Genomic DNA, 12473 nt, shown 5'->3' with positions numbered 1-12473 from the left:
GAAGAAATTCGCGAATCCGCACGAATGGAGTTACGCGTTCTGCTAGAGGCCGCACGTACTGGCGATTCGTAAGAAGTGCATTGGAGTGAAAATGACGCTCTGCAGTCACTCGCGGGACGGAAAGGCCTCATCGATCTGGCGCGACCGAGCTACTTCGTCAGAGTGCAGATAGATGGAGGTGGTCTGCAGAGATGCGTGACGCAGATTGTCGCGAACAACGGTGAGCTCTGCTCCCCGCGCTAGCGCGTGAGTCGCGTGCGTGTGACGCATCCAGTGCGGGCTGGCCAGCCGGAGCTTTTCTGCGAGTGCAGGGCTGTCTTGCATCACCATTTCCGCCGCGAGTAGAAAGAACCGGCGCAGGATGCTCCAGAGCCTGGCCGAGGAAATTCCTTCGCCACTTTCCAGATCGATTCCACCCACCAAGGGCACATTGGGATTCCAGCGTGCTCGCGTCGAGGGAATGCCGCGCTGCATGAGGTAGCGATCTAGTGCTGCGCGAGCCAGTGAGGGCAACGCCACCTTCGCTGACTTTCCTCCCTTGCCCACGAGATGTAGCCAGTGGTCATCACGTGCGTCGACCTCGATCTGGCCCAGTTTCGCCCCGACCAACTCGCTCACCCGCAACCCTGTCGCATAGGCGAAATCCAGTACGAAACGCAACCTTTGCGCGGCCAGGAGAGTCCATCCCCTCCCCCACTCGAGGCCGTTGGCGATCGCCCGAATCAACTCCCATTCGCCTTCGCTGAAGAACCGCGCCGCGGCCAAAGGCGGGACTGGCGCTCCGCCGCGGACCTTGATGCCGGCAAATGGATTAGCCAGCATGTACCGCTGCTGCATGAGCCAGCGAAACATCGCCGAGACGACGGTCAAGGCATAGGCCGTAGAGCGCGCAGACAGGTCTCCAGCGAAGGGCTTCCAGTCACTGGCTCCGCGCGGCCGCGCCGGGCCTATCCAGCGCCTGCGTGGCGAGGGCCGTCGCAGGAAGGCTCGATAGGCGATCGCGTCTTCCGTGGTCAATGAAGAAAGAGCCCGCCCGCGCTCGAGAATCGACCAAAGGATCAGCCGCTCCGCCTCCTTGCGATAGGCCCGCTGCGTTGCAGGCGATTCCTGGAGGGCCAACCAGGCCTGAACCGCTTCGTGATCGTTCGTCGCTCCCAGCGTGCAGGTGGCTGCGGGCGCCCGGAAGGCTCCGCGAGATCCGTTGACTTCACTGGGCACGCGAAGGCGTTCCCAGGGCACCACGTCATCCGCTACCTCGGCGACCACGAGCGCGCGAGCACGCTGCGTCAACTCCGGGTGCGCTTCGAAAAAAGCTTCGACTTGCCGAGCACCCGCCGGCCCGAGCCCTGGGACAGTGGCCCACCAGCGTCGCCGGCGTGGCACCCGTATCGTGAGCTCAGCGAGCGTTCGGAGCCCATGCCCATGCAACACCTTCGCGATACGCGGCGGCAGCCAGGCGTGAACCTCATCCGTCAACATGGGCGCCGGCGGCGGCAACTTGCGCAAGAGCTCGATGGCGTTGTGCACCGCGTCTGAGCGCGCCAGGCGCTCGGACGCAGGATGGCTCAGCAGCGCGGCCACATCGTCGCGGCGGCGTTCTTCGGCGAGCGCGACAAGTTGGCGTCGGATTGCTCCCAGCATGGCACGCGAGGACTGCCCGTCGGCGCGGGCATGCCCCAGATATTGAACGACGCTGGCGCGCGCACTCATACCTGCGTACCAGGCTCGCAGCGCAGCCAGCGCGCTGGGCCCTGGGAATCCCTCCCCTGCCTGGCTCTGGGCTCCTGAATTCTCCAAGGGGGTACGCGCGCTACTTTTCATTGTGAGAGATTGTGCTCTCGATCAGGCTATTGTGATAAGAAGGATTATCAATATAGAGTGATGCCGGCGTATGCATTCTCCGCCCAACGGTGCTCGAGGGCGGCCAAGCCACCACGACGCTCACGGCGCCGCAGCGCCCCTCCATGCGGATTTCACTGAGAAACCCAGGCGTCTTAACCGCCTTTCATCGGGTACGACTTAGCGAGGCCGTGCGCTTCGAGGAGTTCGCATAAACCGGCGCGCGCACTCGCTCAGGCGTCCACGCCGAACAGCTGCTGGGTCGAGAGATTGTCAGATCGAAAGATAGATTGAGCGAGCACACTCATACGGGGCAACGATTCCAAGCTTCTCGAAAAAGTCATCCGCAAAAGCAACCGCTGATCTCACCGACCATTCAGCGCAACCCGCCCCAAGAAGCTTGTCGGGATAGAACGGGTTGCCCGCTCCAGTGAGCGGGTTCTCCTCGAACTTTCCTTTCAGTCGCTTTTCAAACTTGTGGACTTGCGGGGGCAGTGTTCCTCCACTGCCAGTGATCATCTCGGGCTCGAAATGAATCAAAGCATTCCGAAGCTCGATCAGAAGCTTGACGTCCTGGTAGGGCCAAGCACCGCGGTCCATGGACGGACTTGCGTTGAGTTCTAGCGCAATCTCATACTTCTCAAGTATCGAATAGGCAGCGGTGCGTGGCACCTGCCTCATCCACATGCGCCCGAGCAGCCCCTTCGAGGCAACCGCATGCACCCGCGGCCTGGGGGGATCTTCGGCGCAGTCCGCGAAGAGTTCGTTGACCGTCGCCTCAAGGAATGCGGTTGACATGATGACTGCTGATACTGCAAACGCGTTGTGCTGACGGCGCCCAGGACTGTCGAATGGAGTCACCACTGCGGTCGCTTCCAGAGCACGGCATTGGCTCGCGAAGAGTGCCGCTGCAGAAAGATGCGCTATTGAAAGATAGTGGCGAAACTCGATGGAAACGGACATCCTGGTGGCTCCGTAGCTTTCAGCCTTGGTTCATCTCAATGAGGAAGGTTCCCTGCAAGAACTTGGACACGGCGCGCCGAATCGAATTCACGTTACCCTTCTGCTAGCGATCCATCTTTACCGTAAACGCGTTTGCCTTCAACCAATGCTCGCCAAGCGGCTTTTGCCGGAAAAGTCAAGGCTGCATCGGCAAGTCGACTTTCTCCATGACGCTTCAATTCAGCAAGCGCCACATATGCTTCGATTCGCATTTCTTCGGCTCCCAACGCGAAAATCTGCCCTTTGTAGGAGTCGAAGCTGTCACGCAAAACGCAGAGCACAAAGCTGTCTAGCGATGAATCAAAGTTCTTCAGTGCTTTGAATATCGGCTGACAATGGCTTTTTGCAAAGCTGGGAAGTTGCCATAGGATGATGTAGCTCGTGCAGGTCTCAAGTAGCCTTCCATTCTGCGCAGCTTTCAGGCAGTTCTGCGCGAACACGTGCTGAAGTGCCTTCGCTTTTGACGATGGATAATGGAGAGAGCTCTTGCTCGTTGCACCGAGAGAGCTCACGGCAATGATATGCATGGCCATACTGAGGCACGCATCGTCCCTGACAATGGCTTCGGCGATCAAGGCTTCCTGTCCAGCGCCTGCCGTCTCGACCAACGAGCTGATAGCGCGTACAGCCGCGGTGTCTGCCCTGAAGTGACCTCGTGCCGTTGCAATGTCGCGTCTTGCATCTATCAACCTTGCAATCGAGAGACAAAGATCGAGGAGATCGGAAACTCCTTTGCCCTTAAGGGAGGCTGCGACATCGCCCAGGCTCTCTAGGAATGCAAGTCCATTCTCAGAAGTCAACGTGGATTCAATTTCTCCTCGCTTGCTCGAGTGATGAAGATACTTGCGCGCCGCGACGAAGCTTACATCTGCAGCACCCGTGCTGAGCTGGAGTGCGACTAACAGCCTTGCCGGGTCGGCGATATGTCCCTTCACTCCGGAGATCTGCCCGGAAACAAAAGCTTCTTCGGCATTGGCGGTTAAAGGAAATAGCCGTTGAACCAACCGCTTGACAGCTGCGGATGAACTGCACTTCTCGTACGTCTCTTCGCGCTTTTTTCGGCCCTTCTTGATAATGTCTTCGCTGCTGCCGCGCACGCCGGGATCGGCCGGAAGGCGCCCGACGAAAAGGCTCGGCTGCTTGCTGAGAAGCTCGAAAACGGGTGAGGCCTTCACCATCAAAGTTGCGAGGCCCACGATGTCAGAAAGGACCACTTCGCCACGCAGTTCCGGCTCGATTACGCGCACTGTGTTGAAGACGCGGGTGACATCCCTGGGCTGCTCGAGAAGTTCTCTAAGCCCAGAGAAGTAGAGCATGGCGATACGGTCCTCGGAATCCGAGAAATGGCTTGCGAACGCATCCGGATGCAACGTTTCAAGTGCCTCGTTAACGAGATCTCTGCGCGAAGTTAGTGACATTCCAGGCAGTGGCATCCTGAGTTGCACGACTTTGTCTAGATAGTTTTCGGCCTGCGGCACGGATGCACTTTGCAGCGCTCGCCCCACATAGGCTGGGTCAAGAGCCATGACGTAGCCAACGTTCGGCAGGCCGCCAACTGCTTTGATGATGCGGATCATCTCGAAGACTTCCAGAGGGTACAACCTGTCTATATCGTCCACAAATACGATAATCGGCTGAGTCAGCTTTTCTAGTGCATCTTCTACTCTCGTCTTCTGTACTTCAATGTCTGGCGTTTTGTACTCGGCGATCTCCTCCGTTGTCTCTCCCACTGCAAGAACTACCGACTTGATCATGGAGGCCCAGGGCTCCGCGCCAGGTATGAGCTTCATGACATCAAATGCCTTGGCGTACGTCTTCAGCTCCTTGGCAGCTTTCTTGCCGTTCTTAGCGTGGTCGGTGAGCTTTGCTGCTGTTGCGAGTTTGGACAGAAAGTTCCGAAGCAGCGCGTCACGATCACCGATCAGCCATGGATTGAAGTGCACGATGACGGGCTCGCCCGCCTTATTGCCTTGTCCTAGCAATTCCTCGATCATTGCAAGGGCCGAAGTCTTTCCACTTCCCCATGCTCCCTCAATGGAAAGTGCAAAGCCCGAATTGGACGTGATGCGACGGAGCGCTTCCGCCGCCGACTTCGCGAAGCCGGCTCGGTCAAACTTGTCGAGTCGAAGTGCGCTACCAGGTTGCAGAGGAAGGTCCAGACCGATGCTGATGCTAGCGCTGTTCGAGTCTTCGATTTTTGCCATGTTTATAGATAACAGAGTGACCAGGCCGAGTCGTTAGAAATCCCGAAGAGTACAGCGTCGGCTTCTTGTAAGCAATGGGATGGACGCCCCAACCAATAGCGCATCAACATCATTACTGCTGCCGAATGCTGTCCCGCCCATAGCGAGGCCTCGAGCAATTAGTTTGAGCGCTCGAGTTCGACTGGCCAGATCTGGTTCCACACCCGGTTGTTGTCGGCGGATAGGTCCGTAGATACACGCACAAATAGCAGGAGGAGCGGAGGACTAACGCCCACCTTTATGGTACTTTTCTCACGCCGGCCGGACTTGGAGCGGAATCATGTGGATCCTTCAAGACTGCCACGTGATGGAGCAAAGCTGGACTATCCCCATTCAGGTCGTGCCCAAGCGTGATGTGCGCGGAGTGGGTGTTGCGCAACCAGGTGGGGGTGACGCGGCGCACTATCGCTGCATCCGGGTCCTCCATCCGCGATGCACAAGCCACCATAAATCTGCAAACAGACTTTTGCAGCGTACTGATCGATGAGGGAGGTGGGATAGCGCAGCCGGTGACGGAGAACTGGGCCAAGATGGCCACATTCTTGTTTGCTGCCGCTGTTGGAGAACTGGGCCTGCCAGCGCGAGCAAGCTCCTCTTCAAGCTCACGGATCAACTCTGTCGGAATAAGTACATGTCTTAGGAGGGAGCGTCTCCCAAGGACGCTTGCCACCCAGCAACGACCTAACGTTCCATTCGAATAGCCGAATTCCACGGGTCGCAAAGCACCGCATTCAACACTGGCCATCTCAGAGCTAGAAAGGCCAGTCGCGTATATCCACCGTATGGTGCGAGCGACACGTCGCGTGGGCTCGTGATCACCTGCGACAAGGAGCGCGGTCGAAATCGCGCCGTTAATGGACTTCCATTGTTGAAGGGTCAAAGCACGGCTTGCTGGAATTTGGGCGCGATTTGGCTTTATATCGCAAAGGTCATCAAACGGGCTGTTTGCCAAGTATTTATTTTTCTTAAGGTATCTATATAGCGAATTAATGGAGCGAATGGCTGTGTTTAGTGAGTTGCCGCGAATCGGGCCTTCGAAAGGCCGCCATTCAGTGGATCGTCTGAGGCAATGACGAGGACCACACCATTCAATAGGAGGATTTGTTAAAAACTTCTTGTATGCAAGCGCATCGTCTTCCGTCAAGGATGAAAGCGCCTTTTTTCGAACGAAAATGCTCCAAAGAAGAAGTCGTTCCGCCTGTCTTCGATAGGAAAGAAAAGAATTTTGGTAATTGCCAAGCCATGTACCGATTGCAGCTAGATCATCGTTTGCCTTCAAAAGGCATTGTCCGGGGAGTGTTCGAAAATCGCCGCCTTGCCCATTGAGTTCAGTCGGAACCATTAAATACTCCAGAGGAACGATTGCGGTTCGAGGTGCTTCAGGCCAAAGTTCAATAGATTTATTGTCATTCAGCAATTGAATTATTCTTTTTGGCAATCTCAGCTCATTTGAACGCGCGCATATACATTCGACAACCGCTTGCGATTTCTTTACTCCGAGGCCCTTTATCTCTTTCCACCACCATCTTTTATCGAAAACGATGCGATCAAGAAGATTTTGAATGGTTCGAATATCCGATCTCTCGAGAAGTGCGGCCGTGCGCTTCGGAAGCCAATCTGCAATCGCATCGAGTGTCGGTATGAACTTGGCCTCCGGGCTGCGCATTTTTAACCACCTTCAATTCGTGAGGGCTGCATTGATAGCAATTTTATAGCCTCTCGAAGACCGTTGAGCGCGGATTTCGGAGTATTGCCTACCGCAGCAACAGGGTGAGCAAGGCTTCTTGCCACAAATCTATTCTCAAGCCGGCCTTGCTGTGACTTGAAGATAAGTGCCTCGCATTTGATGTTTCCAAGTAGTTGTACTTTTTTGATTTCTAGTTCGTATAGCATTTGAGATTTCGCCTTGTTATCAAATTTTTCTGCCTCCGCATCGTATAGAAGTTTGACGGGGCCGAATTGATTTATAAGCATGAGACGTCGCAGCGCAGCGCTTTCTCTTGAAACTCGAATTCTTTCGTTTTTTTCGACTCGGCTGCGCGAAATCCATAGACAAGTCTCGGGAGCATCCATGCATAGCATCAAGGTGCCTGCGTCGGACCTAGCCGCGCTCCAAGCCGGAAAAACTCTTTCTCCGGTAGCTCCTCTGCCCCAAACTGGCTGATCACTAGACATAGCATTTTTCACTGCTTCGACAGCCGCATCCCAAAGAATCAAGAGACTGCCTGCAGTGGTCCAATTGACAAGCCAACTTCTGCTTGTCCCTTGAAATTCTGCATCTATCGGATGCAAATTTTCTTTAGGCACGGAGGCCCATGCTTTTCTAGTTTCCCACTGCGGCGGAATCCAATAGTGCCGTCGCCTAAACCAGTCGCGTAAATCAAGACTCCAAACACATGCCTGCCACCATAGAAGAAAGCACCAAGCTTGTTGTGCCTGAGGATTTCCCGATAAATGACTGAGAATATAGGACTCATCTGAGGAGCGCGCAAAAACATCAATCCATTGGCGCGCCCCAAGACCAATTACGTGGCGTAGCAGATACCGTTTGATTGATTTAAAAACTGCGGTGGAAGCTTTCGATTCATTTGCTAAAGGAACGTCATGCCTAACGCGAACTGCCTGTCCGCTGAAGAGATGCGACGAACATCTCCAATGCATATGCCTCAGTTCGGGAATTTCTGCCGTGGCCCAATACGGCGGCGCATTCGGCGTGCGAAAGCACTGAGCCCAATGTTGTGAATGTGCCAAATATCTTTCGACGGCGGGCCGAAACGACCACTGATCACGTAGGTCAAACCAAAATCGCTTGCTGGCCGCTTCGAGCCAGCACGTCAACTCGTGAAAAATATCGTCTCGAGTCGAGTTGAGTGTCGGGCTTCTTGCATTTGAGTGTGATAAAAATTCAAATCCGCAGCGGCAAATTCCTGGAGTGAGAAACGAAAATCCGAGGTTGCCGTGGCGAATCGTGGCGCCGCATCGACAACGAGGCTCAATTGGAGTGCCATGTACGGGGCACCGTTTCAAACCATGCAGCGAGAAAAGTACAGTGTGAAATGCATCCGACAGGCATGGCTCGCACCACGCAATGTTTTCGCCAAATAGAGGTTGCAAGGTTAAAGGATATTGACTCACCTGAGCCCACCTTAAACTCGTGCATGGCTCGCCAGTTAGGCGCAAAAAGCGCGGCAACCGCAGTTTTCTACCCGGAGTGATCGTATAGTCAAGCGACATTGGGAGCCAATTATTTTCATTGGCGGCAAATTCAATTTCAAATGCTTGTTGGCTTGGCTGGTTTAAAATAATGAAGCGCTGAACCGTGATCCATATTGATGAATGTGGGGAAATTTTGTTCGGGCTCCATGCAATACGTCGAAAACGGCGATCTCTGCTAAGTAGCGACTGCTCTGTAGCGACGTGATTTTTTTTTGACATTCACTTGACTCGCGTCAATTTTTTCCGAGGGATGTCGGAAGATATCAGTCGCATGTGATCGGTGAATCTTGTTTCGATCAAAGCGTTGAGCCAAGCCGCCTCCGATGTACTGTCCTCCCAATTCTCTCCCCTAGCTAGGTTTATCAATATTTTCTCTACTGACCTTGTGAGATGTTGCATTGGAAAGTTGCTTTCTCCTCCGTAGTCTTCGGGCAGCAGCGCATTTAATACCCGCCACAGCGTTGAAGCACAATGGGTTAACCTCTCGCCTCGTGCATAGGGCTCGGGAGCAAAATATTTGAGATATGAAAATCCGGAGCCGCGCGGCCATTCGCTCTCAGAATCGTATCCCTGGAGGACATAGGAAATTTCGCCTTCACAGCTAAGCCCCGGGTATTGCCAATTTGCAACCATAAATCTCGCGGCGACATGGGCGTGATCTGAATGGGCCATCAGCTGATACTGGTATCCCATTTGATGAGACGAGACTGAAAAAACGCTCAGACAGTAGTCTTCCCAATCAAGTGCGTTCTGAAGCCCTAGAAGCCATGTCCACTCCTTCAAGCTCATCGCCTGCGCCTCATCAATTAGAAGTGCCACAAAATTTCCATCAGCTTGCCTTGCAGTTGATATAAGAAGCTCTTGGAGCATTCGCCTCCGGTCGCCTCGATGAGCCTTTAATTGTGCGTATCGATGCCCCGATGCTGCCAAGATTGATCGCCAAAATTCACTTTCACTCGCATGACTGTCCGGCGGTCGCGTCCACATATGTAGTGGGATCGATTTTCCAAAACGGTCACTGAGAAGTTCTTTAAGATGCCACCTCATCCCTCTGGTTTTACCAAAGCGCGAAGGGCCGTAGATACTGCCACCAGGCTGTCTTTGGTCGATCCAGTCCCCTAGAACACTGGCCATTTTTGCTATCGCAGGAGTGAATATTGCGTACTCCTGTCGAAGTACGGGGTGATGATGATCTAAATGGATTGGTAGATTTCTTTTCATGCGACCGCCTGTTTACTTATTTGCTGCTTTTCGCAGCGGCGGCAACGCCGGATCGGGCAAGAGGCCTTGGGCATCTTCGGTGCTCGAACGCCGAGGCAAGACAGTCAGCTCTCCGTGATTTGCTAACTTGTCAGTAAACGAATTTGAGACCCCAGCGACGAATGAGGTTGATGCAGAGTGTTCATCCAAACGAGCACGTGCCCGATGTAGATCTGCCTGTTGCAATTGCTCAGGGTGGCGAGCCGCAGCCTCCAAAATTCTTCTAACTTCCAGATAGGTTGGATGCGCGGGAAGTTTTTTGTTCGGAAATGATTCGGAGAATTTAATGAATTCAGCAATTGCGTCGCCCCCGGCTGAGATTTTTAATCGGCGCGCCTGTATCAACGTTCGAATTGCGCGACGAATTTCTAGGGAATGCGGTAATCCGTGCCATGGCGCCGCTGCTCGAAGAGTGCCGAGTGAATATCCTTGTACCGTGGATGCTTGCACCACGCGAGCATCACTCACTAAATGATTGGTAATCCATATTTTTTTCCCCACAAGATCATGGCGGGCTTCCAAAATTTCCCCGCTATAGACCGCGCCAAAGAAGTTTACAAAGGGTCGGCGCCCCACTAGATACCCTCCTTTCACCTCGCACATTTTTCTCACCGCGAGAATGCCGTCAACAAGCTTTGGATCGGCTCGCCGGATAGCCGGACTGTTCTCACGCGCGACACACTGGTCAAGGTATTGAAGAGGAGTCCGATAAGTGAGGTTTTTTTGCTCAATTGCATGATAATTGGCGATTAAAACATCTAGCAACTCCTCAAGATATTCAAGTTGGAATTGACTTTTTAGCGCAACTTTAATGGGATCTCTGCCCTGCTTGTCGGATGGCCTACTGCCGGTGGAATTTGACATTCGATTCAGTGATCTTTGCCCGAGTGCGTTAAAAAAAGATTCGATAAAGGGTCGATCGTCTTTCAGGCGCCGAGCGCTCCAGCCATTCGACGGCTCAATCAGTTTCGCACCTACGATATTCTCTAGAGCGTTGCGCACATCTTGACATTTCCCCGCCATAGCGCCATCAACGCTCATTTCATCCCAGCAAAGGCCGAGGTAGCGATCATGATGTCCTGATGGCAACGCGGCCTCGTCCATATACCGAAGTTCGCCCATATTGAGTTTTTTTCGCTGCCACTTCGAGAGTGCCGATCTGATCGCGAGAAGAACATCCTGCTTGTTGATCTCGCTACGTAGACTCAGGTGATAGCCGAGCACTACGCGAGTGAAAACTTCAAGAATGACTATTACCCATAGTCTCCGGACAATGACGGGTACATGCCCTTCAAGAGGGCTAGGCACTAGGATGCAAAAAATCCCATTGAGGTGGTGTGCGTCCATCTCGACCCGCTGAAAAACTCGACGCACAGGTCGATCTACTCCGTCACCACCCAAAAGCTTACTGGCGAGCGCTTGGCCGCCTGCCAGATAAGCTGCTTTGCGAGGGTTCGAAGCCAAGACCTTTTTCACGTGGCGCGCTACGGCCGAAAAACCCAGTGTGCGAGTGGAGAAGGGCCATTCATTTCGGATCTCGTAGCCTAATTTTCTCAACTCATCTATAAACCAGCTCCAAATTCTCTGGTTGGGTTTTTTTATTTCTCCTAGGTCACTTGAAGCAACGATCTGTAGTATCCATTTTGAAAACCTCTTCTCCAATTCTGGCTCTATCGCCAAAAGTGCGTTCATCGCCCCGGCGCACCCTCTTCCCGCCGCATCGGGTGCAATCTTCTTTTTGCGTATGTAAGGATTTATTCTTGTGTATTTGACTAGTCCCCGCCAGCCGTAAATGTGGCCATCGGGATGTTCGACCATGCAACGCTCGCGTATTAGTCGTCCAATCCATCGTGTTCCCAGCCCTGTTGCTAGTCGAATTGTCTCGGCACCTGCCCCTTGTAAGTAAAGGGTAATTCCTTCTTTTCGTCTAAGGTACGTTTTTAGGTCGTACTCACTTAGTCCGCTGGCGTCGAGGTCTGGCCAGTGCGCTAGGTCAAAGTCAATTTGATCGGTAATGCCGACTAGATGCCGGCCAAAATATATGGGCTTGGCATTGGAGGTGCGGTCTACGATCAGGTTTTCTCGAGGGGTAGAAGAATAGCTGCGGGCTTTCGCGCAAGCGGCTTTTTCCGCGTCAAGTGTGAAACGCCGTTGGACCTGGGCTGGGTGTTGAAACCCGTTAGTTCCAGATGAACTCTTGGTGCGCGACGGGGACATGAGTTGCTCCGGGTCACCTCGAAGCTTGCTTCCTCGCGAAATATTCAAAAAAGCCACCCCCCGCCCTTGACGTACCGTCTTTCAACGCGTATCGTTCAAAGCGAATTCCTGCTACGGAAGGTAGTTCTTCGGAGACCCTGTGTTGCGCCAACAGCACGGGGTCTCTTTCGTTATGAGGTCGCCATCGAGTGTTGCTGTTGTTTGGAAGCGGTCATTCAAGCTCAAAAGTCCCCGAAAATCAATTCGTGTCCAATTCATTGCGACTCGAAGATTCAGGCTGCGAGGCAGTGGTGAACTGCCTTGGTTTTTGCTAGGTTGAATTGTTGGTTGGAAAATGAATTGCAAATTGAGTTGTCAATTTGATTGGCAATTCATCTGCAACCTGAAGTCTGCTTGGGCTGAGTTCGTCATTGAACATTGGGTAGACGCATGCTCATATGACCTTCGATCTGAATCCCGCATGAGAGGTGGCGAAGCGTGACCCAGTCAAAGGATTCAAGCCAGGGTCGAATGCCCTGGGGTTCCGCCGTTCTAAGGGCCACAACGAGGTGCGCTCCTCCCGTACAAGGCGTGAATCACAGGAGCAGGCGATGAACTTTTCGCGGGGCGCAGGCGATGGCATCGAGTGGGCCCAGATGGGACCTCGGGCGTTCTTTTCAGAGGTCGCCTCCGGGCTGCCTCTGGCTGGGTCGTCGA

The 12473-nt window shown here is 53.7% G+C and carries 7 protein-coding genes; all 7 read right to left on the bottom strand.

The genetic code is table 11. The features are described from left to right. Positions 1 to 105: 105 nt before the first annotated feature. The gene (locus KV106_RS28685; RefSeq protein ID WP_261214142.1) at positions 106 to 1821 is read right to left on the bottom strand and encodes a site-specific integrase; all 1716 of its coding nucleotides are present in this window, start codon (positions 1819 to 1821) and stop codon (positions 106 to 108) included. Between the two features lie 291 nt (positions 1822 to 2112). Continuing rightward, positions 2113 to 2802: a hypothetical protein gene (locus KV106_RS28680; RefSeq protein ID WP_261214140.1), complete on the bottom strand. Its 690-nt coding sequence runs from the start codon at positions 2800 to 2802 to the stop codon at positions 2113 to 2115. Between the two features lie 92 nt (positions 2803 to 2894). Beyond that, positions 2895 to 5045, bottom strand: a complete 2151-nt coding sequence (locus KV106_RS28675) for a KAP family P-loop NTPase fold protein (protein WP_261214138.1) — start codon at positions 5043 to 5045, stop codon at positions 2895 to 2897. Positions 5046 to 5322: 277 nt separating this feature from the next. Further along, complete coding sequence (locus KV106_RS28670) at positions 5323 to 6750, bottom strand: phage integrase family protein (RefSeq protein ID WP_261214137.1); 1428 nt, start codon at positions 6748 to 6750, stop codon at positions 5323 to 5325. 2 nt (positions 6751 to 6752) lie between these two features. Continuing rightward, the gene (locus KV106_RS28665; RefSeq protein ID WP_261214136.1) at positions 6753 to 8519 is read right to left on the bottom strand and encodes a hypothetical protein; all 1767 of its coding nucleotides are present in this window, start codon (positions 8517 to 8519) and stop codon (positions 6753 to 6755) included. After that, positions 8520 to 9434: an ATP-binding protein gene (locus KV106_RS28660; RefSeq protein ID WP_261214316.1), complete on the bottom strand. Its 915-nt coding sequence runs from the start codon at positions 9432 to 9434 to the stop codon at positions 8520 to 8522. A gap of 99 nt (positions 9435 to 9533) precedes the next feature. Further along, positions 9534 to 11378 carry a 6-phosphofructokinase gene (locus tag KV106_RS28655; RefSeq protein ID WP_261214134.1) on the bottom strand — a complete coding sequence of 615 codons (1845 nt, stop codon included), beginning with the start codon at positions 11376 to 11378 and terminating at the stop codon, positions 9534 to 9536. Positions 11379 to 12473: the final 1095 nt, after the last annotated feature.

The sequence above is a fragment of the Variovorax endophyticus genome (assembly GCF_025376855.1).
Lineage (GTDB): Bacteria > Pseudomonadota > Gammaproteobacteria > Burkholderiales > Burkholderiaceae_C > Variovorax.
Note: the sequence above shows the minus strand (reverse complement) of the source record. Positions and strands in the feature narration are given on the sequence as shown.

What these genes read in the sequence shown, in the direction of transcription:
- KV106_RS28665 (WP_261214136.1), bottom strand. Translation starts at nt 8,519, where the DNA reads ATGTCAAAAAAAAATCACGTCGCTACAGAGCAGTCGCTACTTAGCAGA.
- KV106_RS28685 (WP_261214142.1), bottom strand. Translation starts at nt 1,821, where the DNA reads ATGAAAAGTAGCGCGCGTACCCCCTTGGAGAATTCAGGAGCCCAGAGC.
- KV106_RS28680 (WP_261214140.1), bottom strand. Translation starts at nt 2,802, where the DNA reads ATGTCCGTTTCCATCGAGTTTCGCCACTATCTTTCAATAGCGCATCTT.
- KV106_RS28675 (WP_261214138.1), bottom strand. Translation starts at nt 5,045, where the DNA reads ATGGCAAAAATCGAAGACTCGAACAGCGCTAGCATCAGCATCGGTCTG.
- KV106_RS28670 (WP_261214137.1), bottom strand. Translation starts at nt 6,750, where the DNA reads ATGCGCAGCCCGGAGGCCAAGTTCATACCGACACTCGATGCGATTGCA.
- KV106_RS28660 (WP_261214316.1), bottom strand. Translation starts at nt 9,434, where the DNA reads ATGGCCAGTGTTCTAGGGGACTGGATCGACCAAAGACAGCCTGGTGGC.
- KV106_RS28655 (WP_261214134.1), bottom strand. Translation starts at nt 11,378, where the DNA reads ATGGTCGAACATCCCGATGGCCACATTTACGGCTGGCGGGGACTAGTC.